General features: G+C 40.2%; 33 protein-coding genes and 1 pseudogene. 25 read left to right on the top strand and 9 right to left on the bottom strand.

Features of this window, described 5'->3' with window-relative positions:
- From VM640_RS11485 to VM640_RS11415, 15 genes and pseudogenes are all read left to right on the top strand, one after another.
- Window positions 1-1,411 (top strand): PAS domain S-box protein (locus VM640_RS11485; RefSeq protein ID WP_325392321.1); only part of this gene is annotated, 1,411 nt, incomplete at its 5' end.
- 2 nt (window positions 1,412-1,413) lie between these two features.
- The gene (locus VM640_RS11480; RefSeq protein WP_325392319.1) at window positions 1,414-1,917 is read left to right on the top strand and encodes a response regulator; all 504 of its coding nucleotides are present in this window, start codon (window positions 1,414-1,416) and stop codon (window positions 1,915-1,917) included.
- A complete protein-coding gene (locus VM640_RS11475) occupies window positions 1,899-2,066 on the top strand; it encodes a response regulator transcription factor (protein WP_325392317.1) in 168 nt (55 codons plus the stop codon). The genes VM640_RS11480 and VM640_RS11475 overlap by 19 nt, the downstream gene beginning before the upstream one ends.
- Before the next feature lie 297 nt (window positions 2,067-2,363).
- Window positions 2,364-3,641 carry a reductive dehalogenase gene (locus VM640_RS11470; protein ID WP_325392315.1) on the top strand — a complete coding sequence of 426 codons (1,278 nt, stop codon included), beginning with the start codon at window positions 2,364-2,366 and terminating at the stop codon, window positions 3,639-3,641.
- A gap of 120 nt (window positions 3,642-3,761) precedes the next feature.
- Window positions 3,762-4,067 (top strand): hypothetical protein, encoded by a 306-nt coding sequence (locus tag VM640_RS11465; protein ID WP_325392313.1) that lies wholly within the window; start codon window positions 3,762-3,764, stop codon window positions 4,065-4,067.
- Window positions 4,068-4,196: 129 nt separating this feature from the next.
- Window positions 4,197-4,754 (top strand): cytochrome c3 family protein, encoded by a 558-nt coding sequence (locus VM640_RS11460; RefSeq protein ID WP_325392311.1) that lies wholly within the window; start codon window positions 4,197-4,199, stop codon window positions 4,752-4,754.
- A 140-nt stretch (window positions 4,755-4,894) separates the two neighbouring features.
- The gene (locus VM640_RS11455; RefSeq protein WP_325392309.1) at window positions 4,895-5,329 is read left to right on the top strand and encodes a helix-turn-helix domain-containing protein; all 435 of its coding nucleotides are present in this window, start codon (window positions 4,895-4,897) and stop codon (window positions 5,327-5,329) included.
- Between the two features lie 634 nt (window positions 5,330-5,963).
- A pseudogene (locus VM640_RS11450) lies at window positions 5,964-6,365 on the top strand (MFS transporter); the annotation flags it as partial.
- Between the two features lie 954 nt (window positions 6,366-7,319).
- Window positions 7,320-8,615, top strand: a complete 1,296-nt coding sequence (locus tag VM640_RS11445; protein WP_325392307.1) for a SpoIID/LytB domain-containing protein — start codon at window positions 7,320-7,322, stop codon at window positions 8,613-8,615.
- A 238-nt stretch (window positions 8,616-8,853) separates the two neighbouring features.
- Window positions 8,854-9,312, top strand: coding sequence for a hypothetical protein (locus tag VM640_RS11440; protein WP_325392305.1), 459 nt, complete (start codon window positions 8,854-8,856; stop codon window positions 9,310-9,312).
- 160 nt (window positions 9,313-9,472) lie between these two features.
- A complete protein-coding gene (locus tag VM640_RS11435; protein ID WP_325392303.1) occupies window positions 9,473-9,724 on the top strand; it encodes a hypothetical protein in 252 nt (83 codons plus the stop codon).
- The gene (locus VM640_RS11430) at window positions 9,721-9,987 is read left to right on the top strand and encodes a hypothetical protein (RefSeq protein WP_325392301.1); all 267 of its coding nucleotides are present in this window, start codon (window positions 9,721-9,723) and stop codon (window positions 9,985-9,987) included. Before VM640_RS11435 ends, VM640_RS11430 begins: the two co-directional genes overlap by 4 nt.
- Complete coding sequence (locus VM640_RS11425) at window positions 9,974-10,702, top strand: 4Fe-4S dicluster domain-containing protein (protein ID WP_325392299.1); 729 nt, start codon at window positions 9,974-9,976, stop codon at window positions 10,700-10,702. The genes VM640_RS11430 and VM640_RS11425 overlap by 14 nt, the downstream gene beginning before the upstream one ends.
- Before the next feature lie 7 nt (window positions 10,703-10,709).
- Complete coding sequence (gene nrfD, locus VM640_RS11420; RefSeq protein WP_325392297.1) at window positions 10,710-11,720, top strand: NrfD/PsrC family molybdoenzyme membrane anchor subunit; 1,011 nt, start codon at window positions 10,710-10,712, stop codon at window positions 11,718-11,720.
- 195 nt (window positions 11,721-11,915) lie between these two features.
- On the top strand, window positions 11,916-12,095 hold the full coding sequence (locus tag VM640_RS11415) for a hypothetical protein (RefSeq protein ID WP_325392295.1): 180 nt from the start codon (window positions 11,916-11,918) through the stop codon (window positions 12,093-12,095).
- 50 nt (window positions 12,096-12,145) lie between these two features.
- Here VM640_RS11415 and VM640_RS11410 read toward each other — a convergent pair whose 3' ends face one another.
- From VM640_RS11410 to VM640_RS11395, 4 genes are all read right to left on the bottom strand, one after another.
- Entirely contained in the window at window positions 12,146-12,256 is a 111-nt protein-coding gene (locus tag VM640_RS11410; RefSeq protein WP_325392323.1) for a small, acid-soluble spore protein, alpha/beta type, read from the bottom strand.
- A gap of 91 nt (window positions 12,257-12,347) precedes the next feature.
- Entirely contained in the window at window positions 12,348-12,659 is a 312-nt protein-coding gene (locus tag VM640_RS11405) for a pyridoxamine 5'-phosphate oxidase family protein (protein ID WP_325392293.1), read from the bottom strand.
- A gap of 12 nt (window positions 12,660-12,671) precedes the next feature.
- A complete protein-coding gene (locus VM640_RS11400; protein WP_325392291.1) occupies window positions 12,672-12,908 on the bottom strand; it encodes a hypothetical protein in 237 nt (78 codons plus the stop codon).
- Between the two features lie 24 nt (window positions 12,909-12,932).
- Window positions 12,933-13,415, bottom strand: coding sequence for a glycine/sarcosine/betaine reductase selenoprotein B family protein (locus tag VM640_RS11395; protein WP_325392289.1), 483 nt, complete (start codon window positions 13,413-13,415; stop codon window positions 12,933-12,935).
- A 425-nt stretch (window positions 13,416-13,840) separates the two neighbouring features.
- Here VM640_RS11395 and VM640_RS11390 point away from each other — a divergent pair, with 425 nt between their 5' ends.
- The 4 genes from VM640_RS11390 (at window position 13,841) to VM640_RS11375 (ending at window position 16,357) form a co-directional block, all read left to right on the top strand.
- Window positions 13,841-14,191, top strand: coding sequence for a DsrE family protein (locus VM640_RS11390; protein ID WP_325392287.1), 351 nt, complete (start codon window positions 13,841-13,843; stop codon window positions 14,189-14,191).
- Between the two features lie 212 nt (window positions 14,192-14,403).
- Entirely contained in the window at window positions 14,404-14,640 is a 237-nt protein-coding gene (locus VM640_RS11385) for a glutaredoxin family protein (RefSeq protein WP_325392285.1), read from the top strand.
- The gene (locus tag VM640_RS11380) at window positions 14,637-15,317 is read left to right on the top strand and encodes a Crp/Fnr family transcriptional regulator (RefSeq protein ID WP_325392283.1); all 681 of its coding nucleotides are present in this window, start codon (window positions 14,637-14,639) and stop codon (window positions 15,315-15,317) included. The genes VM640_RS11385 and VM640_RS11380 overlap by 4 nt, the downstream gene beginning before the upstream one ends.
- Window positions 15,318-15,430: 113 nt before the next feature.
- Entirely contained in the window at window positions 15,431-16,357 is a 927-nt protein-coding gene (locus VM640_RS11375) for a hypothetical protein (RefSeq protein ID WP_325392280.1), read from the top strand.
- Between the two features lie 105 nt (window positions 16,358-16,462).
- Here VM640_RS11375 and VM640_RS11370 read toward each other — a convergent pair whose 3' ends face one another.
- From VM640_RS11370 to VM640_RS11360, 3 genes are read right to left on the bottom strand one after another with little or no spacing between them, the layout of a single operon-like run.
- Window positions 16,463-17,812 carry a cytochrome b N-terminal domain-containing protein gene (locus VM640_RS11370; RefSeq protein ID WP_325392278.1) on the bottom strand — a complete coding sequence of 450 codons (1,350 nt, stop codon included), beginning with the start codon at window positions 17,810-17,812 and terminating at the stop codon, window positions 16,463-16,465.
- Entirely contained in the window at window positions 17,809-18,267 is a 459-nt protein-coding gene (locus VM640_RS11365; protein WP_325392277.1) for a QcrA and Rieske domain-containing protein, read from the bottom strand. Before VM640_RS11365 ends, VM640_RS11370 begins: the two co-directional genes overlap by 4 nt.
- Window positions 18,268-18,286: 19 nt before the next feature.
- On the bottom strand, window positions 18,287-19,186 hold the full coding sequence (locus VM640_RS11360; RefSeq protein WP_325392274.1) for a c-type cytochrome: 900 nt from the start codon (window positions 19,184-19,186) through the stop codon (window positions 18,287-18,289).
- Between the two features lie 406 nt (window positions 19,187-19,592).
- Here VM640_RS11360 and lepB point away from each other — a divergent pair, with 406 nt between their 5' ends.
- Window positions 19,593-20,129, top strand: a complete 537-nt coding sequence (lepB, locus tag VM640_RS11355; protein ID WP_325392272.1) for a signal peptidase I — start codon at window positions 19,593-19,595, stop codon at window positions 20,127-20,129.
- Window positions 20,130-20,189: 60 nt separating this feature from the next.
- Here the strand turns inward: lepB and VM640_RS11350 are convergent, their stop codons facing one another.
- The gene (locus VM640_RS11350; protein ID WP_325392270.1) at window positions 20,190-20,858 is read right to left on the bottom strand and encodes a response regulator transcription factor; all 669 of its coding nucleotides are present in this window, start codon (window positions 20,856-20,858) and stop codon (window positions 20,190-20,192) included.
- Window positions 20,833-22,287 (bottom strand): sensor histidine kinase, encoded by a 1,455-nt coding sequence (locus VM640_RS11345; RefSeq protein ID WP_325392267.1) that lies wholly within the window; start codon window positions 22,285-22,287, stop codon window positions 20,833-20,835. Before VM640_RS11345 ends, VM640_RS11350 begins: the two co-directional genes overlap by 26 nt.
- Before the next feature lie 54 nt (window positions 22,288-22,341).
- Here VM640_RS11345 and VM640_RS11340 point away from each other — a divergent pair, with 54 nt between their 5' ends.
- The 5 genes from VM640_RS11340 to VM640_RS11320 form a co-directional block, all read left to right on the top strand.
- Window positions 22,342-22,641 (top strand): CDGSH iron-sulfur domain-containing protein, encoded by a 300-nt coding sequence (locus tag VM640_RS11340; protein ID WP_325392265.1) that lies wholly within the window; start codon window positions 22,342-22,344, stop codon window positions 22,639-22,641.
- A gap of 158 nt (window positions 22,642-22,799) precedes the next feature.
- Entirely contained in the window at window positions 22,800-24,047 is a 1,248-nt protein-coding gene (locus VM640_RS11335; RefSeq protein ID WP_325392263.1) for a globin-coupled sensor protein, read from the top strand.
- Window positions 24,048-24,612: 565 nt separating this feature from the next.
- Window positions 24,613-25,056 carry a DoxX family protein gene (locus VM640_RS11330; RefSeq protein WP_325392261.1) on the top strand — a complete coding sequence of 148 codons (444 nt, stop codon included), beginning with the start codon at window positions 24,613-24,615 and terminating at the stop codon, window positions 25,054-25,056.
- A 313-nt stretch (window positions 25,057-25,369) separates the two neighbouring features.
- Window positions 25,370-25,915, top strand: a complete 546-nt coding sequence (locus VM640_RS11325; RefSeq protein ID WP_325392259.1) for a biotin transporter BioY — start codon at window positions 25,370-25,372, stop codon at window positions 25,913-25,915.
- Window positions 25,915-26,325: energy-coupling factor ABC transporter ATP-binding protein (locus tag VM640_RS11320; protein ID WP_325392257.1), on the top strand; the 411-nt coding region annotated here is incomplete at its 3' end. The genes VM640_RS11325 and VM640_RS11320, both read left to right, overlap by 1 nt.

The raw sequence follows: 26,325 nt of genomic DNA, 5'->3' as shown, positions 1-26,325 counted from the left end.
TTGTCGTAATTTAGGTTATTCTCGGGATGAATTATTATCGATGAGTGTTGCTGATATCGATCAGCCATGCTCACATAATCCCAAATTTGTTGAAATACTTTTTGCCAAGGGTTATATGGTTGGAGAAGTTGTCCACCGGCGCAAAGACGGGAGTTTAATTCCCGTGGAATTAAGCACACGATTAATTGATATAAATAATAAGAGGATGATCTTGTCTATAGCGCGCGATATTCGAGAAAGAAAAAAGGCAGAAGAAAATGAGAAGCATTATTTAGAGGAATTGGAGAGCCTATACCGAGAAGCAAAAGAAAATTCGATGAAAATGGAAGCAATAAATAATATTATTCGAGTGATTAACGCTAGCTTGGATTTCAAAAAAGTAGTCAACACTTTTGCGGAAGAGACTTGTAAATTATTCGAGTTTAAAGAGATGGTTATCTCGCTCAGGGAAGAGAAAGAAGTAACGCTTTTGGAAAAACATCGAATTATTTGCAATGGGGCTCAACCGATTGAAAAAGAGCCGTCGCATAAAATTCATATCAATACAGAACCCTATGCGACAATTTATCGAACAGGACAACCGTTGATTAACCCTGCGAAGAGAGAAATCGAAGGTATGAACTCCTGTATTATCATACCTATTAACTATGAAGGATATATCGTTGGAACGTATTCTTTAAATTCGATTGAGAAGAACAAATATGCAAAAGTAGATTTAAGTTTTCTCTTAAGTTTAGCTGAACATTTGGGAGTCGCCTTACAAAACGCACGACTCTATAAAAAGGTTCAAGATCTGGCCGTAGTCATGGAAAGAAATCGACTAGCACAAGAAATCCATGATAGTACGCTTCAAATCCTCGGTTATTTTCGGGCAAAAGGAGAATTGCTTGAAAAGATGCTTGAAAAAAATTCGTACCAAGCGTGCTTGAATATTAGCAAGGAAATTCAAGAAGTTGCGGTCGAGGCCTACAACGATACGCGTGAAGCCATTCATGCTTTGAGTGAGCAAATAGATAACAGGCAACGCTTTGAAGATGTAATTTCTGATTATGTTAGGAAATTCGGTCAACGTTGGAAGATGAAAATGAATTTTGAGATTCTTAGCCCATTACCGGATTTTGAGCGAGATATCGAGCTCCAATTGTTGCGTGTTGTTCAAGAAGCATTGGTCAATGTTCGAAAACATTCAGGAGCATTACTGATCCATATCCTTATGCATCAGGTGGAGGCGGGCTATGCCATCGATATTGAAGACAATGGTATAGGTTTTGATTTTAAGGAGATTTCACGTAATTCTTTTGGTTTGAAAGTCATGAATGAGAGAATGACAAGTATTGGCGGTCACTTAGAACTAACGTCTGAAAAGGGAAAGGGTACCATGGTTAGGGCGTGGGTTCCTTTAAGGAGGTAAATATGAAACCGATAAAAGTACTTTTGGTTGATGATCATAAATTGTTTCGTGAAGGAATCAAAGCACTTTTAGAGCTTAGAGATGATATTGAGATTATCGGTGAAGCAAGCAATGGTGAAGAAGCAATTGTTCAAGCTAGACGTTTCCAACCAGAGATGATCTTAATGGATATTCGCATGCCTGTAATGGGGGGAGTAGATGCCATTAAGGCCATTAAGCTAGAGCTGCCTTGGATTCAGATTGTCGCTTTAACCGTATCGGATGAGGACTCTGATTTGATTGGGGCAATTAAAGCAGGCGCTCAAGGTTATATTTTGAAAAATACGTCATCAGATGATTTAGTACGGCAACTTAAGGGAGTCAGGGCAGGGGAATCTGCATTGTCAGGGTTAATGGCTACGAAAATTTTGGCTGAGTTTAACAACGCTCTCATTACCCCTAAAGTTTTGGAAAGAGTCGAACGTGATCAAGCTTTACTGATCGTGAAGTGGAAGTATTGCAATTAATAGGAAAAGGGTATGCCAATAAAGAGATCGCCTTAAGCTTATATATTACGGAAAGTACGGTGAAGAAACATGTCCGTAATATATTTGATAAGCTTCATCTGAGAAATCGGGTTGAGGTTGCTATCTATGCAAAGAATCAAGAGCTTTAAAAAAGTTGTCATTTTTCTTGGCTAAGATTAAAAAGGTGACCTTTAGTTCTATATTTCACGAATTAAGGAGTAAACTTTCGATACTGATGGATGGTACTCTAGTAGGTTGGTTCAGCCAATTTTCTACATTATAATTTATATTGTGAACAAATTATCAAGATATCGTGAAACTCATCACCAGTTATCCCCTATTTCGCGGGAAATCATAATAATTTATTAGGGAGGCTCAAGTATGCCCGAAAATCTTACGCGTAGACAACTCTTGAAAGCTCTTGCTTCACAGGCGCAGGACTTACGTTGGGGGCTGCGGGGATCTTAGGAAATCCTTTTGCCAGCAGTGCCGCCGAAAAAGAAGTGGAAAGTATTGCGAAACCGATTCCGACCCGTTATTGGTGGGTTAAAAACGTGGATAAACCAACGATGGAGGTTGACTGGAAGAATGTACAACGCTTTAGCGAATGGAAAACCACGCGGGGAAGTTTGCGTACCTATCGGGGCGCAGAATTAGATGATAAGCTTAACAAAGTACAAAAGGACAATTTAAAACAATGGGAAAACGAGGGTAAACCAGGATATACGACAAAAGATATGGCGTTATCCAATGCCGTTTCGTTTGGTAAACCAGACTTTAAATTTTTAGGACCGCAGACCGCTTCGACACCACAACAGAGAGGAGTTCCCCGCTATGAAGGGACTCCGGAAGACAATGCCCGCATTATTCGTGTTGCCATGAGACATATGGGTGCTGCAACCGTGGGTTTTGTTGAACTCAATCCTGAAACGACCCGCAAACTAGTTTATGCCGAAGAACCAGCACCCAGCAAAACACCAATCGTCTTTGAAAACGTAGATGTAGGATATGCCACGAAGGAGAAATTGGTTATTCCCGATAAGGCACGCTGGGCAATTACCTATACTATACAAATGTCGACTGAAACCATGAAATATGGCCCGACAATGCTAGGTTCGTTGACGACAAGTTTGAGCTATACAAGATTATATACAATTTATGCTCAACTCCATGAGTTTATCAGAAGCTTAGGCTATAATTCCTATGGTGCAACAGCTGTGAACGGATTGGGAATTGCACCAGCTATGGCAGCCATGGGTGGTTTGGGTGAAATGTCCAGATTGAATCGGATAATCACACCTGAGTATGGACCAATGGTACGTACTGCCTTTTTAATTACGGACTTGCCTCTTGCTCCAACTAAACCCATCAATTTCGGTGTTATGGCCTTTTGCAAGGATTGTAAAACTTGTGCTACGATGTGTCCCAGCCAGGCGCTGAGTCAAGAACGAGACCCAAGTTGGAAAGTCCAAGGCCCTTGGGGTAATCCGGGACATCGTGCCTATTTCGAGGATTCAGTGAAGTGCCGTAATTATTGGAACCAAGTTGGAACCAACTGTGGTATCTGTTTTTCAGTATGCCCTTATGCTGTGGGTGATGATGCAAGCTTGCACCGGATTATCAAAGGAACGATTGCGAATACTACGGCCTTTAATGGGGTGTTGGTTGCAGCTGATCGGGCGGCCTTCCCGGCAACTCCTGAACAACCCCTGAACAACCCCTGAAACAACCAGAGGATTGGTGGCATAACGAAAACCTTGCAGAGCTTGGTATCGATACACGCCGAGGGGGTCGGAACATTTAGCCAACATTGCGAGAGGTAAAATGAAACAGGAGGGATAAGAATGATCTGGCTAATTTTAGGGATCATCATCGGAGCTTCGTTGTTATATCTCATCATGGGTGTGCGTAATAAGAAATTTAAAATTGCTTGGTACCAATGGGCGTTAGGTGTTATTTCTGTTAGCATGCTTTTGTTTACAATCCAAAACTATTTTGGTCTTCGAAGAGAAATCGAAGATTCGGCTGCCAATTTTATCTTAATGTCAGTAGGCTTACCTGCCTTGGTGTTAGGCGCTCTGATCTGGATTATTCCTATGATCATTAAATCAATGAAGCGTAAAGACAGCCATAAAGGGATTCCTACCTAAAGAAAACTTACTCCTTCTGTGGTCTTGTTCACTTATGAGTGCGGTCAGCTATGGGATAAATTATTAAATAGCTATAGAATATGTGTTTCAATTGGTTTGAGGGGATTGACTTCAAACCAATTGTTTGCTTTGAACGGAGTAAATACGGAAATGAAAAAATTAGCGATATTATCTATCCTGTTCGTTGGGGTTATCCTGGGAATTGTGGGTTGCTCGAACAGCGGGAGTACTGATCAGGAAAGTAAAATGCCAGCATCGGCAATATCGGAAAACCAAAAAGTTGTTGAGGCTCAAGCGAGTGGGGCATCATCGACGCCGTCGACAACACCTACTGATCAGGGAAACTCAGGAGTTACAATTGCTCAAGTCAGGTCAACAATAACGACATCTGTCCATCTTGATGGTACGCATTTCCGCAAAGGAATTACCTGTGATCAGTGCCACGGTAAAATCGATGAAGGGCAACAGGTTAAACCTCCAAAGGATGAAGTTTGTTTAAGTTGTCATGGAGGAAGTTATGACAAGCTAGTAGTTCTGTTGAAGGATAAACCGGAATATCAGAATTATAACCCTCATAATCCAGGACATGAGAGGGCTGAGTGTTATTCCTGTCATAAATCTCACGAACCGTTTGAATTAACGTGTACGAGTTGTCATTCAATACAGATTCCTCAACGTTTCAAGTAAATGGACAAGGCTGAGAAGTACGATAGAGGAACAGACCTTTTGATGGTTGGTTTAGTTTTGAACATAGCTAATAGCTGTAAGTTATGTTATACTTTTTGTAAATTAAACCATTTGCTTTTATCAACGTCAGAAGGGATTAAATGGGAGAAGAAAAGAACTTTTTCAAGATAGGGGAATTAGCTGAACTGGCTGGAGTTACTGTGCGTACCTTGCGGTATTACGAAGAATTGGGGTTATTATCTCCAACGGAATTGACCTCAGGAGGATTTCGTTTATACACGGATCATGATTTAAACCGGTTAGTTGTGATTAAGCGTTTTAAAGATCTGGGCTTCTCGCTTGAGGAAATTGGCGAGCTGTTTAAAGGTACAAAAATAGGCGAAAGCAAAAAGCAAAAGATAGACGCAAGTTACTTTTTATTGCAAAAACAATTAGAACAGATTAATAATAAGATTACGGAACTGAAAAATTCCCAAGATAGTATTTTAACAGCCATGGGGGCTCTGGAAACTTGCAAGAATTGTTCGCAAGAAATCTGTCCAGCGACATGCTCTAATCGCAAAGCTCTATTATAGTACTTAAAAAAGAACCAAGGACTTGCCTCGGTTCTTTTTTGAATTAATCAGAAAGTATAAGTGTTGGGGGTTCGGGTTAAGAATCATATGTTAAAGGTACGCCAGCCGCCTGGCAGGAGACGAGGGGAACTTTATTGCAAATGGCCGACAAGCGATAACAAAGTTAGGGAGCCAAAAGATGGGTAAGTAGTCGGATTACTGCATACTACTGATGAAAGCGGAGTAATGCTCGTGGAGGGAAGGCGGTAACATCCTATCGTCCTTGAAAAGGCGGATTATCTCGCCTTAGACCCGATCTATCCGACTATAAGCAAGGAGGATGCGACAGACGTAAACGAATTGGAGCTTATCCAAACGTTTCGTGAAAGTGGATTCTGGTACCGTTTGTCGGGATTGGGGGAATTACATCGGGTAATGCTCATTTGGTTAGTGTAAAATGGCTTAAAACAGAAGTAACTCTTGGTTAATTAACATAAATATAAAGGAGTATCAGAGGCTAAGGAAAGTCTCTGATACTCCCTTTATACTATTTTCTTTGCTCTAGGGCCTTAACAAGCTGATCGGCACAGGATGTATGGAAATATAATAGGGGGTCTAAGTGTCATTATAGGCAACTTGGTCGGGGGGATTTGTCTCTGATCGAAAAGGAAGAATAAAAAGTATACTTGTCTTCTTAGTGGGGAGTATTTATTGTTCGTTTACCATTGGATGGATGGGTGAATGGTCAATTTATGCGGTTTCAGCGATGGCCATTTTGTATGGTTTCTTCGTTATCGGGGATAGTCCTATTTTTTCAACAGCAATAACAGAACTTATGGATTCAGAGGTTGCAGGACTGGCTTTAGGAGTCCAGTCTGTCATGGGCTTTGGAGTTACAATAATATCTCCCGGTGTTTTTGGGTATTTAGTAGATAAAACACAGTCTTGGGGTATTGCCTTTGCTTCTTTGGGGATCGGTGCACTTATCGGCCCATTGGCACTTCTAAAATTAAGGAAACTTCCGGAGAGCTATAGGATGGCGGGTGGAAAACAGTAAGTTATAGTCAAAAAATCATGTCATTTGGAACCATTGAAAAAATACATAGTTTGTAATGAGCTAAGTCTAAAGATAGTTGTTATCTCCATTGTATAAGTGCGAGACCAACAAGTCCATAGGTGCTCGACGACTTGCGGAGCAGGCGATTTACGACCGTAAGATGATACTCCTTCGAGCAGCATAAAAGTAGCAAAAACATCATTGGAAGTAATTACCTAAATCCACATTGTGGGACCAAGGGATGTTTATACCCTTTTTTAAGGAGTCTTTCTCAACATCTCCATTTCTTCTCTAAGACACATTCCGCGAGGGGTTCTGAGGCTATTAAAACGTCAGAATTGCAGTACGTCTGTTTGCCAGTTTAATATTTTTCGTTATTTTGTAACAACCTCTATTAAAAAAATTTTTTCTCTTATCTGAATCATAATGTTAATTGGTCCTTTATATTAACATTTTTTGTTAAATATAATTCAGTAATTCGATGCAATATGTCCATATTAACACATTTGGGAATTTGCTCATTATAAGTTGTTGTTTACTTGTCAGTAGCCAGTCTGACCTCCTCCTAAACAAGCTTAAACAACTGAATATGGGGAATTTATGCCATGTTGAGGGGTATTGGTTAATTTTGCTATTTTGGTACGCCCAAAGGTAAGCTTTTTGAGATCCTTTTCTAGTTCACTGATGTATTGAGTAATGTAAGGATTGGAATTGGGTAAGGCATTAAGGCATTTTCTTCTTTAGCTATTATAAATAAAATAGATAAAAAATAACATAAAGTAAATAAATAGCAGAAATGGATAAATAATGTCGTATATATTGATTTATGTAGCTAGTACTAATAACATTGTATTAAACGATAAAATAATTTACTGAAAGTGGTGGAAAATATTTGATAAGGAGGTGGATAATGTATATATCTCTAAAAAATAATTATTAAGGAGGAATATTAGGTTGAAAAAAGTCCTTGTATTGATGTTAACCCTTTTATTGACACTAACAAGTGCTGTAAATGTATTAGCTGTAACAAATATTAATACCAGTTCAATTGTAAGTACTTCATCAACTACCGGAGGCCAATCTCCTGAATCGGTAATAGCGGAAGATATAAAAGCACAAAATGACAATGATAATACTACTTACCTAAATATTAGATCGGAAAAAGAAGTAGCTCCAGAATGTCAATCAATTATTAAATCTATTAACCAAAATCAGCCGAACCTTGATGTAATGAAAGATGTTACAAGTGCGAAATTAGTTAGTGTAAAAGAGTTGCCTTCTGATTTGGCAGCCAACCTGACAAATATTAACCTGTATAAACAAACCTGGTCTGAGGTTAAAACATACTATGTAGCAATTGATTACAAAGTAAAAAAAGAGAGTCGATGGTTTTATAACGGCTTAAACTACAGATTAATGGTACTCGCATTAGAAAATAATCGTTGGGTAATAGCTGAAGAATCCATGGCTCCAGTTCCAAACATAGTTGAAGCCGGTCAAGGGTTTGGTACTAAAGAAGAAAGTATAGTTAAAGACCTTTTAACTAATAGGGCAAAAACCGCGAAATTTTACGACTTGCAAGGTCAATTAATAGAAGATAATGCTGATAAACCAGATCAAATTACCAAAGAATTAAGAAGTAATAATGCAAAAGCAGTTAATGCAGCCCTAACAGCTCAAATTGCTAATAATAGCATAAGTGGTATCACCGTTCAACCCAATACCACCTTTACGCCCCCTTCAACGATTCGTGTATATCGAACATCAACTGGCACTGTCGATTATGTATCTTTTGACTATTACGTGAAACATGTATTACCATATGAATGGCTAGATTCTTGGCCTGCTGTATCTTTACAATCAGGTGCTATGGCTGTTAAAATGTATGGCTGGTATTTTACGCTACATCCTCATAGCAGCAGTTATGATGTAAAAGATGATACTACTGATCAAAAATATGTCCCTGGTGATATCTCACAATTTGGCAATTGCACCGCTGCTGTTGATGCTACAAATGGAACCCTAATAACAAATTCCGATGCAGTTATTTTCATTACCCATTATTGGGCAGGTTATTATGCTGCAGGTAGATATGGCCCGCCATCATGCCCTACAGACGGGTGGTTATGGCAAAATGGTAGTGATTACTGGGCTAATAATGGAGCAACTGCTTGGTTATGGATAGTTAATTATGCCTACAATAATTCTGATACAGATGGTTATTTACCGTTGAGTATGTATTTCTATTAAGCTATTAAAAAAAGTATGGGTTTTTAACAAAACAAAGCAAAATCGCCTAATACTAATGTTTTTAGGCGATTTTCTTAATATAATATACAATAGTGATATAATATAGAGGAAAGTAATAATCCACATATTACATGGTTTATTCCCAACAGAACACATTAATGCTTTTTTCATGGAAATCATGAGACTATTACCAATTCCTGAAATATTATAAAAAACAAAATGACGATAGAGGTAGTAGATGTTAAAAAAATTTTGGACAATTACAATCTTAATATTTATACTGGTAAGTCTAGTGGGTTGCTCCAACGTTAATATTTCTAAAAATGATCAAACTGACTTTAAACAATTGTATGAAAAATCAATTCAAGACCAAGCACCATTGATAAAAGATATAAAATTTGATGGTAAAGTTATTAATAATAATGAATGGTGTGAAGTCGGCAATAAAGTTCACATAACCATTACTTTGGAAGGTGCTTGCCAAGAAGTTGATTTGTTCATAACACCTACTGGATCTGGAGTATATAAAGAACAAAAATTAATTGAAGTAGTTACTCCTAACAAAAATATTGCAGAATATGTTTGGGAAGTTCCACAAGATACAATGGTGGCCTTTAATATTATTGCATATAATAAAAATGTTGGTCGTAGGTCAGATTTGTATAATGTTATTTCAAAAAATAGTACCAATAATTAAAAAAGCATGTCCATGCCGAATAGAGTAGGCCGAGATGGACATATTAAATTCCAAGTACAAAGACAAAATTAATAAAAATTGAAAGAGTTTAGAGAGAGTCTTTTGGGGCTCTTTTTAATTGGACTGAATTAAACATAAGCGGGATAGAGAGGTGGGACAAATGGAAATTGATGGACAAAAACAGTTAGCGATTGATTTGTTAATTCAGGGTGAAAAGAAAACTGATATAGCTAGACAAATAGGCATACAAAGAACTTTACTTTATGATTGGATGAAACATCCTGAATTTAAAGATAGAATGGAAGCACAGATGTTTGCGCTAGATGAACCCTTTTACGGTTATGCAGATCCTGTGTCTGGTGCTCCTTCACGAAATGGCGGTCGATTTAAAGTGGAGCGTGTGAAAGAATGATAAACGAGTTAAACCTAAATCTGGGCCAGGGTATCCAAGAAGATCCTGAAGATAGCTTGACAGGGGGAGCAGGAAAACGGTCGAACCTGTACGAGTTGTTGGCGTCATGCTTCTTGCAAGAACCTGATAAGGACAGAGTGAACTCGGTTAAAAACGTTTTGAATCACTTAGAAGGAAATTTTTCAGTAAGCGAGATTCAGCTCTCGCTGGAAAACCTCAAGCAGTCGTATTATGACCGTTTCTTTGTACATGTTTTCCGTTAAATATGTTCCCCCCATTGAATCGTCAATTCGTGGGGGGGATCCCGATGACCGTAAACAACCCTTTGGCCCGCTCGATGGGGCAAACAGTCTAAATGTCGGTTCATGTTATGAAGCAGTGGGGTTTGATCCGTATGCTTTAACTATCTATGAACCGTTAAAAGGGTGTCATGCCTGTACGGCTGCTTGTAAAGTCGAAAATGGCGTACCGAATGGAAACTTTAGAATTTGGGTAGAGGAAGGGGAAAAGGAAATCGTCCCGAACCAAATGGCAAGTTTAAAATTGCCACGTCAGTGTAATCAATTCCGTAAAGCGCCTTGTGAACGAGTCTGCCCGGTAGGGGCAACGTACTACTCGGAAGACGGAGTTGTTCTTATTGACTCTAAACGGTGTATCGGGTGCAGTTTCTGTGTTGCGGCTTGTCCGTATGATGCGCGCTTTATTAATCCCAAAACGCATTCTGCAGAAAAGTGTACGTTCTGTTATCATCGTTTGGAAGTCGGGCTACTGCCGGCCTGTGTTAGCACTTGTGTAGGAAATGCCCGGATTTTCGGGGACCTGAATGACCCTACAAGTGAAGTAAGTAAAGTTCTTAGCGAATTCTCAACCGATGTGCTGAAACCAGAAATGGGAACAGGGCCTCATGTTTACTATATTGGTCTTGACAACACCTTATCGGTCACAGACTACAATAAACTGAGTAAGAAAAAGGGGTGAGGGTAAAATGGATTATGTGAATGGAATGGCACAGCTAGCTCATTCAATTCCCTTCGGAATATTGGTTGTTCTTGATTTCTTCCTTGTTGCAACCAGTGTGGGTCTAGTGTTAATCTCTGCTTTAAGCCTGTCCTTAGGTGGAGAAAAAGTAAAAGGTCTTACAAAACCAGCAGCGTATCTTGCCCTTGCGACAGTTATTGCCGGTCCTATTGCCCTGCTGGCTGATTTGGGTCATCCTTTACGATTTTTAAACCTTTTCCTGCATTTTAACGTTCGTTCCGCGATGTCATGGGGAAGTTATATCCTTGTGTTTTATACACTGGCTGTATTGATCTATGCCTGGATGCTAACCAAGAACCCGGTGAAAGCTAAGCGTTGGGGAGTCATTTCTGCAATTTTCGGAGTTGCCTTAGGAACTTATACCGGCATGCTCCTGGTGGAGGCGAATAGTCGTTTCTTATGGAATTCTGCCCTGATCCCCGTTTTGTTTATCCTTTCCGGTTGGTTGTCGGCGTGGGCCTTGCTGGCTGTGTACAGTCATTGGTTTGCTGTTGCTACCCGGCTTAAGGGGTTAAGCTTAGAACGGGTTTTCCGTCCCACGCTTCTTAGTTTACTCATTGTAGAGATTGTATTTGTAATCGCTCAACTTCTTGTTCTGGCGACAAACGGAGCGCAAGGGGCGGCGATGCTCGGTGACCTGTTTGGCATGCATCAATTTACGTTCTTATGGTTGCAGCTTATCATCGGTATGATCTTACCGACAGTTATGCTAATGGTCAGCACAAAACCAAACACCGTAGCTTTTTCAGGAGTTTTATCGTTAGTTGGCGTATTTTTCTTACGGTATAACTTAGTTACAGCGGGTCAGGAAATGCCGTTAACAGGCAGAGTTTTTGGTTATGCTGAACAGGAACCCTTGATGTGGGGAGCCTTTGTTCTCGCTTTGGGTGTTGTAGTGCTATTAACCATCATCGTTCCAAAATTTATGGAATCTCTTGCTCAGAGAATAAGCGCCTAGAAAACTACGGTATGGAAATAGTTCGCTTCTGCAAATGTTGAATTAACTTGGGTACGGTGCAGGCAAAAAGATTTTGGTCGTTATCAGCTTTTTGCTGGTGCCCACGATCACTGGGAGCGAAAATGTAGCCTTTGGTCTGCCTTCAACCTGCGGTTCTAGAGACGCTAGCCATTTAACCTTGATTAGCCTCCAGCGGTGTTAACCCCCCTGGAGGCAGGGGAACTAATTACCTTGCTGCGGCAGATGACCGGTCAAGGGACAATAATCATTCTCATTAGCCATAAACTAAATGGGGTGATGACGGAATATGTTCATGTCCACTTGCAGGATGCGTGTCGGCACGGCATCGGGAAATCGAATAAAGGCATTATATAACTAATTATGGAACGGGGGAGGTTATTGACAACCTAATTTAAAGGGAAAGTTTAACGTTTGCCAAAGCTTTCGAAAGTCCGGCGAATCATTTCGCCACCCACTGAGCCATTTTGACGAGCGGTTTTGTCTCCACCTAATTGAACACCCAGTTCACCTGCAATTGAGTTTTTGTCCGTTATCCAAAATAACGTAGGGCGTTCTCTTCTGAGGACGCCCTACGTTTCATGAAATTGTAATGAGTTATTGCCTTGTTTAAATTAAGGCTTCAATTTTCTCAGCTTTGAATAACACAGCTTGGCCTTCAATACAGGCTTTGCCAGATAAGCGATACCCTTTAGGTCCGTCGGTTTTCGATACTAAGGCAACTTGCATGACTTCGGTTTCTTTTATGTTTTGCTGCGTTTTTTCCATTTTAAATATACCGAAAACCAGGATGTCGTCTTCTTTAACTTCTTTAACCTTGCCGACAACAATTAAATGAGGCTCACCTGTTGCGGAAACTGTGACAATGGGTACAATTGGTGCTTCGGAAATTACTTTTTTAATATCGTTTGTGATTAACATTAATTTTTCCTCCTAATATCTGAAATCCGGTTCGAGAATAGTCCCTGGTTTGTCAATCGTTTCAAGAGCCTGTAAGGCTGTTTCGAGAACAAGTGTCTGTTTTTCAACGTCATTAGGCCGCCCTGTAGGACTGCCAAAGGGAAATTTGAGGTAAACGCTCCGCGGCGGTTTCACAGCAGCGGCTACATCTTTCATCAGGGTGAGGGTAACGGTTGGGATACCGCTTTCTTCCAGTACGCGTGCGACCAAACTGGCCGTTTGTTGGCAAACGGGTCAAACTGGAACTAAAACAGCAAAATCGACATTCTCACGATGCATTTTTCGAGCGACTTCCGGTGCCGTTATGGTTTTCAAGGGATGAGTAACGGTCAGGTAACCCATGAAGCTATAAAAGGTTTCAGCCAAAGAACCAATCACGCCACTGGATTGTAATTGACGCATACGTTCGATAGGGAAGACGCAATTAATGTCTTTCATAGCGTTGGTATGATCATAATGCTCATGGTAGCGTGACAACTTATTGATAGAAATGTCACTGGGTATTTCGCGGTAAGAGGGGTCGCCAATACCGTAATTATCATTAAATGGGGGATAGGTTTTAACGAAAATGCCGCCTGTACTGATTAGAGCCCCTTTTGCTTCGTGAATTTTTTTAGTCAATTGAACGAAGGGCGTAGTCTCGTTATGCTCAAAACGAAAATCCGGATTGGCATTTGTACGCACCTTTTGTTCAACTGATTCCAAAGTGACGCTCATTCATATTCCTCCTTTCTTTAATATAAGTGACTTGGTTAAAAATATATAACGCTTACGTTAGGGTACTACCTTATTATAATTCTTTAGTTTTCGAAAATCAAGAAGGTAAACGAAATAAGAAGTGAGATAGTCGATGAGTCGATGAGTTAAATGTAAGAATAATTGGCTAGTACATGAAGAATTTATTTTAGTAAGGAATGCTGAGCCTTTTTAAGGAAATACCCAATTCCATTATTAAGCCTATTGGGAAAAGCTAAGAGTTTCTAGGTGTATAAATTTAGAGATCCTTAGTTTTTTCTTATTATTATGTAGCAATTCTACAATTTCTAAAGATTTGTTAACTTTCTTACAGACAGAAAAAAGATTAAACGTTAGAATTCGAATGTAGCCTTTAAAACATTAATTATTTAGGAGGAAAATAAGAAATGAAAAAATTTGCTTTTATTATCCAAGCTTCCAACAATGAACTAGCTAGAGCCTTACATGGATTATTGTACGCCCAAGAGTTGAATGAAGCAGGTCATGAAGTCACTATAATTTTCGACGGTGCGGGGACAACCTGGGTGAAGGAATTTGAAGATCCGTCCAATCCTTATAACCCAATTTATAAGGCAGTAAAAAAGTTGGGGATTATTGCCGGAGCTTGTGAATATTGCCCAAGTGCATATGGAGTAGCTGATGAAGTGAAAAAAGCAGGCCCTACTTTAGGTGAAAGAAACGGACACCCTAGCGTAGCTCAATTGGTTGCCGATGATTTCCAACTTATTATTCTTTGATTAGGGCGAAGAAACTAAATTATAATCTCTGAGTTACCATTAAAATTTGAACAATTTCATTAAACAAAAAGTGGGTTTCGGGAAACAGTCTCTGTCTTCAAATATTAGGACTGAAGTTACCAAACCCATTTTCATCGATATGGTTATTTGACATAAGGTTAAATCCAGGCCTATATTTAATTTAACTTTCCTATTTGGGTAGGTGACCTCAGGTGCGAGTAAAAGTATTTTTAAGTAAACATTGTGTTTCATGCCGGGAGGCAGTACTGTTTTTTGAGGAAAAGGGGATAAATTTTGAAAAGATTGATGTAACCCATGACCGGGCAGGTTTTGAAGAGATGCTTAAATTGGGTGGCATAGCGACTCCGGTTATTGTAATCGGGGACACGGTAATGTATACCTTTGAGCGGAGCAGAATCGCGCAGATGTTGGAGGTTTTGAACCCATGAATAAGTTGTGGTATTTATCTCAAATCTCAATGTTTGAAGCGTTACCACAGGAAGAATTACTTAAAATTGAGGAAGTTATTCCAATGGCTACAATACGTAAAAATACGTTGATTCAAACGCCGGAAACCTTTCGTGAAGGGTTATATTTTCTCAAAGAAGGCAAGTTGCGCTTGTATAAGAGTAATTCAAATGGCAAGCAATTTACCCAAGGTATCTTAGGTAAAGGAAATGTCTTTGGAGAATTGGACTCATTTTCTCTCGGAACGAAGGATGTTTTTATTGAAGCTATGGAAGATGTGCTCTTGTGTTCAATGGGCAAAGAACAATTTGAACAGTTTTTGGCGGAACATCCTCAATTAGCTTTGAAATTGTTACGTGTACTCAGTGAACGATTAAACGAACAAAATGCTATGTTGGAGCAGCTTGCCTTGGGAAGTATTCGTGAACGTATACTTTTCTTATTAGTCAAATTATCTGAACAATTCGGAGTTGCAGAGGGTGAGTATCACAAGATTGATTTGAAATTGACCCATCAGGAACTGGGCAATATGATTGGCGCTACGCGTGAATCAGTTACGGTAGTTTTAAATGAGCTTATTAAAGAAGGTGTGATACAAACTGGGCGTTTGTCAATCCGAATACGCAAGGAAAGAGCTTCTCGGTATCTTAATCTATAAACTCTTAAAAATCTTTGTGAATATCTCTCTTTGGCTTAAATAGATATGAATTTCTATGGAATTTTATCTAAAGAAATAAGTTCGAAAAGGAGAAATTTGCAGTCAAGCATAAAATGAACTATTTATTATTTGTAGATGATGATGAGTACCCCTTAGCAGTATACGAACATAATGATGATATCTTCTGGCAGAGACAGGATATTTTAGGAACTCACTTAAATTATCTGGATCAAGCTGATATTACGCATGGACATCATTGTGGTTATATTTCCCCAATTCCGGTTTTTGACGTTAATGATAGCGAGACTAAAGACGGTATGAACAATTTCCTTCGAGCGGTTAGCAATGATATCGTGAGTGTCGAGGCTGTTGCTGGGCGACAGGAGAGGGGAGGAGTGGATTATGCTAGCATCGAGACAGCTTCAGCTAGTTCATATCCTGTCGAAGAAAAAAAAGGCCTTAAATTTATATCAGGTTCAAATCTAGGTTTGAACTTAAAGACCTTTTATCAAAATAAACCGTTGCCTCCGTTTTATAACCCGGAAGGAGCAAGAGGAGAAGATACCTTTTTGAGTGCTTGTTTATCTGATTATAAAGTGCTTAAAGTTCCCTGTTATGCCTTTCATGACGGCTTTTTAAAATATGATGAAATATTGCAGGGCGTTTTGCCTATTCAATTGCAAGCCGTAAAACCCAATAATAGTGTGATTATCAAACGGTTTTATAAGGCCTGTCTGGGTTGGATAAGATATAAACCGCTTTTGCTTTATATTACTGATCGAGAAAACTTTGAAACGAATGTGGAAAAGGTCCGCTCAGATTTGGAGAATTCGGTTCAGGTGATGAGCAGGGAATTGCAGTATAATTTCTTCCCTTTGATTGATGAATTTAATGGCTATGTAAGTAAGGTAACTACTCATTATCAGGATTTTCAGCACTGTCAGGAAATCTGGAATACGATCAGCCGGTATGCCGCCTCAGCTAAACTGCCGAGAAACAAACTGGTGAGAAATCAGGAGAGCTGCGAGCTTAGTAGCTAATAGACTTCTGTGCGGATGGATTTGGATAAAATAAGAAGGCGTTGTGAATCATTTTTGATTCATAGCGCCTTCTTGGATTTTCCAACAGATAAGGGCGAAGGAGAGCTAATTATTCTTGGCTCCGTCCTGAATCCAGTTTTTAATGGTTTGAATCTGATCATTCGATAAAGGCTCCAGACCCATAGGCATTTGCGGTTTTTGTGTACCATCAATTCGGGTCATTAATTTTGAACCTGCTGGGTTTCCAGGTACGACATTCTTAATGGTGGAATCATAGTTCTGTACCGAATAATTACCGCTTTTGCCATGGCAAGTTACGCATTTACTTTGGAATATCGGATCAATGTTCTTAGCATAACTCGGATGGTCAACAACACCTGTTGTCGCGATTGCTTTAGGAACAGAGCTCATGCCTTGGTAGGTCAGAAAAACCATACCGACGACTAAGATTCCGGCAACGCTTAAAGCAACAGGACGCTTGCGAGGTGATTTATTCGGATTATGATCGAACCAGGGTAAACCAAAAAGAACAATCATCGCGATTAATGGAAGGCCAATCATAGCCAGTGCGTCAAGATTACCGGGGAAATACTTCAGCATTTGATAAATACCAAAGAAATACCATGCCGGTTCAGGGATAAATTTGTTCTTATTGAGAGCGTCGGCCGGATCTCCTAACCCTACAGGGTAGAGACCCGCTAAAGCCCAGAGAGCGATAGCAATAACTAAGACGACCAAAATCATCCAGAGAGCCACATTGGGCCAAAAGGGAATGGATTTACTCTCGACATCTTCACCGCGTTCTTTGGCCTGAGTCAGTTTATCCGTGACAGCCATGCCCTGCCTGAGTACGAAAAAGATGTGGGGTAAGAAGGCGAGAAGAATAATTACAGGCAAAACTAACATATGCATGGAGTAAAAGCGAGTCAAAGTGGCTCCGCTGACTTGAACTCCGTCACGCATGACACGCAATAGGAAATTCCCAATGCCCGGAACATAGGCGGCCATAGCGGTTCCCACGGTCGTTGCCCAGTATCCGACTTGGTCCCAGGGCAAGAGATAGCCTGTAAAGGCCAGACCTATAGTACCGATGAGAAGTACTCCACCCATAACCCATGTGAGTTCTCGCGGTTTCTTATAGGATCCTTCGTAGAAAACGCGCAAGAGATGGAGAACAATCAACACGACCATAAAGTTAGCACCCCAAGAGTGAAGGGAACGAACATATTCACCGGTGACGGATCCTTGAATGGCTTTGATACTCGCATAAGCCTCGGCCGCCGACGGTTTATAGACTGTAGCGAGCAAAATACCGGTGAGAGCTTGATTGATAAACACAAATAAAGTTGCAAAACCGAGGTAGTCTAAGAGATTACTGTTTTTGGGCACGGGATGGTCAAATAGAGAATCCATCAGCTTACTGACGTGTAAGCGTTCGTCTAGCCATTTCATCATGCCGTTATGCCCCCAACCTGTACGGAATTGTCCTCTACCTTGATCACTCGCCGTGGCAACGGTTTTGGCGGTGGACCGTCAAGAACGTTACCTTTAATGTCATAGACTCCACCATGACAGGGACAGATAAATTGCTGGGTCGCGGGTACCCAGTTAACTGCACATTGCAAATGGGTACAGTGAAAGTCAAGAGCTAGCCATCCCTCTGAACCTTGGTTGATGACATAAAGTCCTTCTTCAACTCCACTCCCTTTATAGGATACGAATTTGGGTTCACCCACTTTGAAGTCGGCTACTTTGCCAACCTCTTGTAAGGTTTGGGCGTTTGCTTCTGGCGGCATTAAAAAGTCCCCGAGCAAGCTCACATAGGTTAAGCCAAAAACTGCACCGATGCTTCCAACTCCCAGTTTTAAAAACTTTCTTCGGGGCATATTATTGTTTTGATCTTCTGTCATAGTTATTACCTCCCTGGGACTACTTAGTGGATTTTCTGCCCATCGAAAAAGCACCAAAACCGATCAAGACTAAGACGACTAAGGCTGCTCCGATTAAAGCAGGCATCGGGAAGTTACCTGTTTTGATGGCGTTGGCAGATGCTTTAGGATTATAACTTGCGGAAGCTACAGTATATTGAGCCCCTTTTGTTCCGTCCAAAGCAACTTCTGCTACGGGTTTATCTCCATCAGCAAAACCCTTAATGCCTTTAACACTTACGTTCGCGTAATTAGCCGTAACTATAGCCTCTTGGTCAGTAGGAAGTTTGGCATTGGCTAAAGTAATTTTACCATTGTCATCTGCGGTAACAGTGCCTTCCATAGCTGTGCCGTTTTGGTACAACTGAACGGTAGATCCTGGAACAAAATCGGCGCCATTGATTGTCGTACCTTCCAAAGTTAAGGCTGGCCATTTTACTTTGCTATTGCTCATGATCCAAGCTTCGAGATCGGCGATTTGACTTTGAGTTAAAGTCCCTTTATCTCCCCAAGCTGGCATTTCTATTGGGGCAGCCTCAGGAGGTTTAGAACCATGCTGGAGCATGGGGTCAAGATTACGGGCAAAAATTGCGGGGTTGATATCATAGAGACCTGCATCAACGGCTGCTTCATTAGCTGGAGAACCGGGGTCTGCAACGTTACCAATACCTTTTGGAGTTGTTGCCGGGCCGTGACAAGATTGGCAATTGGCATTATAGAGTTCTAGACCCTTTTGGGCATTGCCGTACATTGTTATGCTGGCAGGGCCAGGGATCATACCGGTGGTAGGAACATTGGTTGCAGAAGGGTAAATACCGTTGTACCCTAAAGCTACTGAACTCATACCTAATACTAATGACAAGGTCAAAGTACTTAATAAAGCTAAGTTTTTCTTTTTCATAGTTTGACAACTCCCCTTACTATTATTCTTTGTTTGGCATTCCTAAAAGATAAGTAATTTCTCTTCCCTTAAGCACAGTCCATACCTTATTCTTGTGAGGTAGTTTCCTAATTTAACATCGCATACCTCCTCTTTTAATAGGTCTCGAAAGTTCTTGCTTCGTGATTAGTTTCGCAATAACTTCTGAGATGCTACCTTGCCCACAGACATTATCTAAATTATGACATTATTCTTTATTTGTTTTAAGATTAAAGTGACATATGTTTATAGGTACAAATAACCCCAAAAAGTAGTGACGTTTTAATCAAATTTCATATATAATATACAATATGGAATAAAATATTAATAATGGAATTAACTTGGATTTTGAGAAGGAGAATAGGAATAGAATAGAGGAGGAACTGGTATGCTTGATCGAAGAAAAACGGCCTGGTTCATTTTCGACGTATTCCAAGTATTGGTTTTCGCATCTGCTTTTTCCTTAGGAATACGAGCGGCAGTGGCTGATGCTAGAGTTGTGCCAACAGGTTCCATGCTTCCTACAATCCAACTCCAAGATAGATTGGTGGTTGACAAGATATCCTACAAGTTTTCTAAGGTTAAGAGAGGGGATGTTATTGTATTTCTTCCTCCAGCAGATGAAGAGCAAAGTGGAACGGATTGGGTTAAGCGGGTTATTGGACTTCCCGGTGAAACAGTTGAGGTCAGGGACGGGAAAGTCTTTATTAATAAGAAGGAACTCATTGAATCTTATGAATTGGAGAAACCAAACTATAAGTACGGCCCCAGTGTAGTGCCGGATGGCTCATATTTTGTTTTGGGAGATAATCGGAATAACAGCAGGGACAGCCACTACTGGGGTGAGTTACCCAGTCAGAATATTGTGGGTAAGGTGTTTGTTAGATATTGGCCATTTGACCGTTTTGGAACTTTAGCAAAATAACTTGATGAAAGTTAAAAATAACCACGACTTGATCAATCCAAGACGTGGTTATTTTTACGATTAGAAGTTATATTTCTGATTCATATTTTTTTCTTTTTGGTGTTTATCTTCCAAAATATAAGCTGTAAGCTGAGAACGGTTTTTGAACCCTAATTTATGCAAAATACCAGAGACATAATTACGAATCGTATACTCACTTAGATAAGTTTCAAACGCTATTTCTTTGTTTGTCATCCCACGGGCAATAAACGTTAGAATTCCTTTTTCTCTTTTACTAAGTCGTTTTTCCAGCTCAGAATTTTCATCCATATGTTTCATTTTTTCTAAGGCGTGTCGGGTTAGGTTACCATCCATAATGACTCCCCCTGATACTACCGTAGTGATGGCCTGCCGAATAGCCTCACTTCCTATTTCTTTCATGACGAATCCGCTTGCCCCAGCCATGACCGAGGCGATAACTGCATCTTCATCCGCATAAGAAGTCAGCATAATGACTTTTGTTTGCGGGCATTGAGAAAGAATTTCACGACAGGCTTCGATTCCTGTTCCATCAGGTAAGCGAACATCCATAATAATGACATCCGGTTTCAAAATGAAAGCTTGGGAAACCGCTTCAGCCATCGTTCCCGCATTTCCGACCACTTGAAATTCATCCGTATATCCCAAAGCAGTTTCTAAACCCATGCGTACAATTTCATGATCATCAACCAATAACAATCGAATCGCCATAGTCTACCTCCTTAGGTATTTCCATTTTCACCTGTGTGCCGCCTCGTTCAGGACGAGAAAAAATTATTTTCCCTTGCAAGGCCGAGATACGTTCATGAATATGCTTCAAGCCCATACCTGGTTGGTAAGAATTTTTAGACGGATCATATGGGAAACCCTTGCCATCATCTGAGAAAGTCAAGAGAAGTTTTTCGCCCTTTTGTTGAATGTGTATTTTGACGTGGTTCGCGTTGGCATGTTTGGCAACATTATTAAACAATTCCATAAATACATGATAGAGATGTTTTTGACGGCTGGGAGTCAACTTTAGTTCGTGGTCAGCTTCATAAAGATAACTTACGCTGATTTGGTAATTTCGTTCAAAATCCTTAATAAGGTCCTCTAATGTCGTTTCTAATGCTGAACTCGTAACCGACTCATCGTCAAAACCGGTAATATAATTTCTTAAATCGGTCATCGAAGTATTGAGAAACTTCATGCTGGCTTTTAATTGAGTACTTAAAGGTGATTCGGGTTTAAGTTGACGAAGAATGGATTCGAGCATTAGCCCTGTCGCGTATAAGGTCTGAATGACACCGTCATGAAGATCCTGAGCGATACGCTCTCTTTCCGCAAGGCGTAGTTTTTCCTGCCTCGCCTCCTGAAGTATATTGGCAGCCTCTTTATTTAGTCCGAAGAGAAGTTTTAAGGTATAGACCATCATAAAAATTCCACAAAGTGCCCGCATAAGTTTCACGGATATATGGGTGAGTTGATAAAAACGTTCAGAATTTACAACTGATGCGGGGAGAAATGGCTCAGGCCCAATTATGACTCCAGAGAAAATACTATAGAAAGTAAAAATAATTGCTAAAATAAGGATTGTTTTTTTGATTTCTGCAAAATACGGTGTTTGTTGGGAGTTATGGCTTTGGTGATATAAACCTAAAGCTGTAACGATGCTCGCCGGAGTATACATCATGTAACGGGAGAGATCGCTAATATACGTGATGGTGTTAGGTTTTCCTTGAACAATTACAGTAATTGAGATAATTAACCACGGAATATAAAATAAGAAGGGAATAATATGATGAAGTATCGTCTGTTCTGGAAGGAGCAAGCGCAATCCGAAGGAAAATAAGATTACGAATGCAAAGGCTGCAAAGGCCATAAGACAAACTGACAAATAGAAGATTACTTCCGAATCTAAATAACTCGATTGTAGTGGAATAAACATGTCTAACCATTCTGATAGCCCATGCATAAAGGCAAATAAACCCAACAGCCTCAGTTCTTTGCTAAATGAATAAGAATTTTCATGTTGGTATTGAACCAAGATTCCAATACCGCTTACAAAAAAAACTAAACCATAAAGAAAGCGGGAGGTCGGTTCATTTGCAGAAATAAATTTTGTGAGAAAAACCGACCATGTCACGCGACCCAACTCCATTTCAGTGCTATCAATTATTGCAACATTTTCTATTATAACTCATTTTGCAAGAGAGTGGAGAAGAGTGGAAAAGCAGTCCATTCTGAGGATATTCGAATCTTTTATAAAAATAGGGGAATATTAGATGAGTTAAAAATAGGAGGTGAGCTAAATTTGAGTACCGAAATTCAGATTTTTGATAACGGGCCTATTCATGTAAAAGGGGATTTTGATTTAAAAGATGGTCAAGGAAAAAGCTTTCCTAAAAAAGAGGAAGCCTATTTGTGCCGCTGTAACTTATCGAGTAACAAACCTTTTTGTGATGGACAACATGAGGGGAATCTCAGTCACTGCGCAAGGGTAGAAAACGCATAACCATTAAATTAATACGCTATTTCTAAATTCACCATTAAAAATACAACAGACCATATTGACCTTTCAATATGGTCTGTTGTATTTTTAATGTATGGGTGTTCAAACGAGGTTTTATTTAGAAGAAGATAAAAGATAAGGTTAGAAGGGGAAAAAAGAGAATGGTAGAGTTAAACCAATTTGATTTAAGTGAATCACTACGGTTATTGCGGCTCAATGAGAGCGAATTAGTCCTGCTTCGTGAGTTCCGACCGGTAATGGAGCAGGAAGTGGATCAAATCGTTACTAATTATTTTGCTTACATAACACAAATTCCAGGAATGAGTGCGATTTTTGAAAAATTCTCGGCACTGGAACGACATAAGGTTATTATGAAGAAATATTTACTTTCCTTGTTTCCACAACGTGTGGATGAAGAGTATCTGCAAAGGCGTATTCCCATTGGAAAAAAGCATCGGGATGTAGGATTGCCTCCTTTTTACTACATAGGGGCTTATCAAGTACTGGATGATGAAGTGCTATCGCGTATCTTCAAGTTTTATCGTAAGAAATCTGAGCAGGCTTTGCGCGTGGCAAAGGTTTTTTTGCGGATTACATCCTTTGATCAGCAGGTGGTCATGGCGAGCTACATTCAATCGTATATGGAGGATATCGACAAGAAGGAAGAGCTAGAAACGGCACTCCAAGATATTGATTGCTTGCAAAAGCGGGTGAATGAAGCTAGCCAAGCTTTGGCAGCTTCCTCAGAACAGACTGCGGCCTCGGCAGCGCAGATGAATGAAAGTACCGAGCAGATCTCACGCAATGCCTCGGAGGCGGCTCAATTCTCACGCCAGGTGGACGCTTTAGCCCAAGAAGGATCTCGAAAGATCATGGAGATATCGGATACCATCTTAAAGTTGGCCAAGATGACAGAAAAAATGCAGGAAAAAATGAATGAATTAGATCAGAGTTCGACTAAGATTGCCTCTGTGACCGATGTGATCAAAGAAATTGCATCCCAGACGAACTTGCTGGCTCTCAATGCAGCAATCGAAGCGGCCCGCGCCGGGGATAGTGGTCGGGGTTTTGGAGTGGTGGCAGAAGAAGTTAAGAAGCTAGCTAGCCATTCGGAAGAATCTGTGCGCGAGATCAGCACGATGATCACAGTGACGAAGCAGAACACGATAGCTGTTAAACAATCGATTGCCGATACGACTCAGGCGATGCAGGGAGCAGCAGATGAAACGAGTCAAGTGGTGAGCCAGTTTAAAGATATTATGGATGCCATTAACTCTAGCATTCAACAGGTCGAGAAAATAGCCACCGAGATCGACGCCTTGACCCAGACGACGGCACAGATCGGGTCTGCCTCCGAAGATGTGGCTAATTCTGCTACGTCTTTAGCCCAAATGGGGTTAGGAGAGTAAAAACTCATGGATTGTCATGTGACTCAATATGAGGTACAGTAATGTTTACGATGACCAACGGTATTGGAGCTATAAAGGAGAGGAAGTTTATGCAGTCGATAAACATAACGTCCAAAGCAAAAGAATATATTTTAAAGTCTGGAGATACAATTACCCTTGAGCCTATTCATGCACGCTTATGCTGAGGTGGTGTTAATTTACCTCCGTCCGTGCGGCGGGGAAAGCCAGTTATAAAACCCAAAGAATATATATCCGAGAATGTTTCGGGTATTACAGTGTACTATGAGCGTTATCTTCATGTGCAAAAACCTTTGGTTATTGATATTAGAAAGTTTCTGGGCATATCCTCCTTGGTTTTAGATGGATGGAAAGTAGTATAAGATTTTCAAAAGTGTTGGCTGCTAGGCTAACACTTTTTATTTATAGTAATTTGCGCAATATTATTTTCAAATAAAAGTCCTTGCGAATATTTTCTATTTTCACTATCCAAATTGCTTTTAATCCGTCTAATCATTGAAACGGTGGCGCCACCGTATTCATTGAAAGAAAATTGAGGAGGATCCTAATGATAAAGAAATTATTGAATCCCTCTACGGACAGAGCGGATCTTATTCTTCGAATTGCCCTCGGAATCGTCTTTTTTGCCCATGGTTCACAAAAGATTTTTGGATGGTTTGGTGGATTTGGTTGGACCGGTACCCTTGGATTCTTCCAGCAGGCTATGGGAATTCCCCCCTTCTTAGCAGGACTTTCGTTTTTAGCTGAGTTCGTTGGTGGAGTCTTAATTCTCTTAGGGCTTTTAACTCGTCCAGCTGCCTTGGCAATTGCGGTTACGATACTCGTTGCGGGTTTGAAGGTTGGGCTACCGAACGGTTTCTTCCTTGATTCAAATGGGCCAAACAATGGGATCGAGTACGTTTTCGTGCTGTTTCTACTCGCTATTTATTTCGTAATCAAGGGATCAGGAAGAATTTCACTGGATTCTCTATTGAGTAAACGCAATGGTTAATTTATTAATTTGAACCAATCCATGTTAAGCACCAACTCGGGGATTCCTCAGGTTGGTGCTTTTTGACGTTTTCTCCTTTTGATTGTTACCAACAAATTCTAGCAATCATATAGTGAAATGCCGGAAGCTTTTAAAGCTTAGAAGATCGAAGTTCTCTCACCAACGCATTTTGTTTTGAAGAGTGGGATAAGGGTGGAAAAATTTGTTGCAAGCCACCATAATTTATTGTAAACTTGAATTAAATCTAAAGTTTACAATAATAAATGTGAGGAGTGGTACAAAGATGAGTCAAAGTCAGTCGCCTAATCTCCGTATGATGGTTTTTGCATGTCTTTTTACAGCATTAATTGTAATTGGAGGTTATATTAGCTTCCCAATTCCCCTCAGTCCCGTACCTATTGTATTAGCAGATTTCTTTACGATGCTGGCAGGTTTATTCTTAGGAGCATCCTGGGGGGGGGCTAGTGTAGGATTATTTCTCTTTTTAGGTGCACTTGGGCTTCCTGTTTTCGCAGGTGGAAAAGCAGGACTGGTCGTTCTTTTTGGGCCTACAGGCGGTTTCTTATTTGGGTATTTGATTGGGGCCCTTGTAATAGGGTTAATTTCCGGAAAAGGTAAATCCTCATTTATAAAAGACCTCGCTGCTTTAATTGTTGGAAACATAATTCTCTACGGCATTGGTGTTCCTTGGCTTAAACTGGCGTTAAAACTTTCATGGGAAAAAGCATTGGCCTTGGGACTTTTACCGTTCATACCCGGTATGATAATTAAAATTATTGTTGCACTCGCTTTAATCAAAACATTACGCCCCCTTCTCAAGTCGATGATCACTAATCCATCACAAAGTAGGGGGGACTAATGAGCATTCTTGCAACTCAACATTTGACACACATTTTTCCTAACGGCAAAATTGCGATTAATGATATAAACCTTTCAATTCAAGATGGAGAGTTCGTTATTATTGTAGGCTCTAATGGTTCGGGAAAAACTGTTTTGATACGACATTTTAATGGACTCTTTCTTCCTACTAGAGGGAAAGTATTGCTGGACGGGGAGCCAATAACCAAAGATCTTACTTCTGTAAGGAAAAAAATCGGATTGATTTTTCAGAATTCGGACAGTCAAATCGTGGGTCAAACTGTTGCCGAGGATGTGGCATTTGGTCCTGAAAACCTTAATTTATCCCGTAAGGAAGTTGATGATAGAGTTAAAGAATCACTTGAAGCTGTAGGATTAAGCGCTTTTGCTAATCAACAACCCCATACGCTG

Source organism: Desulfitobacterium sp., assembly GCF_035539115.1.
In the GTDB taxonomy this organism is placed as follows: domain Bacteria; phylum Bacillota; class Desulfitobacteriia; order Desulfitobacteriales; family Desulfitobacteriaceae; genus Desulfitobacterium_A.
Note: the sequence above shows the minus strand (reverse complement) of the source record. Positions and strands in the feature narration are given on the sequence as shown.

Bases quoted from the DNA above. Each gene is read 5' to 3' on its own strand.
- VM640_RS11330 (WP_325392261.1), top strand. From the start codon at position 24,613: ATGATAAAGAAATTATTGAATCCCTCTACGGACAGAGCGGATCTTATT.
- VM640_RS11390 (WP_325392287.1), top strand. From the start codon at position 13,841: ATGAAAAAATTTGCTTTTATTATCCAAGCTTCCAACAATGAACTAGCT.
- VM640_RS11370 (WP_325392278.1), bottom strand. From the start codon at position 17,812: ATGATGAAATGGCTAGACGAACGCTTACACGTCAGTAAGCTGATGGAT.
- VM640_RS11360 (WP_325392274.1), bottom strand. From the start codon at position 19,186: ATGAAAAAGAAAAACTTAGCTTTATTAAGTACTTTGACCTTGTCATTA.
- VM640_RS11440 (WP_325392305.1), top strand. From the start codon at position 8,854: ATGTTAAAAAAATTTTGGACAATTACAATCTTAATATTTATACTGGTA.
- VM640_RS11480 (WP_325392319.1), top strand. From the start codon at position 1,414: ATGAAACCGATAAAAGTACTTTTGGTTGATGATCATAAATTGTTTCGT.
- VM640_RS11455 (WP_325392309.1), top strand. From the start codon at position 4,895: ATGGGAGAAGAAAAGAACTTTTTCAAGATAGGGGAATTAGCTGAACTG.
- VM640_RS11375 (WP_325392280.1), top strand. From the start codon at position 15,431: ATGAACTATTTATTATTTGTAGATGATGATGAGTACCCCTTAGCAGTA.
- VM640_RS11350 (WP_325392270.1), bottom strand. From the start codon at position 20,858: ATGGCGATTCGATTGTTATTGGTTGATGATCATGAAATTGTACGCATG.
- VM640_RS11435 (WP_325392303.1), top strand. From the start codon at position 9,473: ATGGAAATTGATGGACAAAAACAGTTAGCGATTGATTTGTTAATTCAG.
- nrfD (WP_325392297.1), top strand. From the start codon at position 10,710: ATGGATTATGTGAATGGAATGGCACAGCTAGCTCATTCAATTCCCTTC.
- VM640_RS11335 (WP_325392263.1), top strand. From the start codon at position 22,800: ATGGTAGAGTTAAACCAATTTGATTTAAGTGAATCACTACGGTTATTG.
- VM640_RS11365 (WP_325392277.1), bottom strand. From the start codon at position 18,267: ATGACAGAAGATCAAAACAATAATATGCCCCGAAGAAAGTTTTTAAAA.
- VM640_RS11345 (WP_325392267.1), bottom strand. From the start codon at position 22,287: ATGGAGTTGGGTCGCGTGACATGGTCGGTTTTTCTCACAAAATTTATT.
- VM640_RS11325 (WP_325392259.1), top strand. From the start codon at position 25,370: ATGATGGTTTTTGCATGTCTTTTTACAGCATTAATTGTAATTGGAGGT.
- VM640_RS11405 (WP_325392293.1), bottom strand. From the start codon at position 12,659: ATGTTAATCACAAACGATATTAAAAAAGTAATTTCCGAAGCACCAATT.
- lepB (WP_325392272.1), top strand. From the start codon at position 19,593: ATGCTTGATCGAAGAAAAACGGCCTGGTTCATTTTCGACGTATTCCAA.
- VM640_RS11425 (WP_325392299.1), top strand. From the start codon at position 9,974: ATGTTTTCCGTTAAATATGTTCCCCCCATTGAATCGTCAATTCGTGGG.
- VM640_RS11430 (WP_325392301.1), top strand. From the start codon at position 9,721: ATGATAAACGAGTTAAACCTAAATCTGGGCCAGGGTATCCAAGAAGAT.
- VM640_RS11395 (WP_325392289.1), bottom strand. From the start codon at position 13,415: ATGAGCGTCACTTTGGAATCAGTTGAACAAAAGGTGCGTACAAATGCC.
- VM640_RS11465 (WP_325392313.1), top strand. From the start codon at position 3,762: ATGATCTGGCTAATTTTAGGGATCATCATCGGAGCTTCGTTGTTATAT.
- VM640_RS11380 (WP_325392283.1), top strand. From the start codon at position 14,637: ATGAATAAGTTGTGGTATTTATCTCAAATCTCAATGTTTGAAGCGTTA.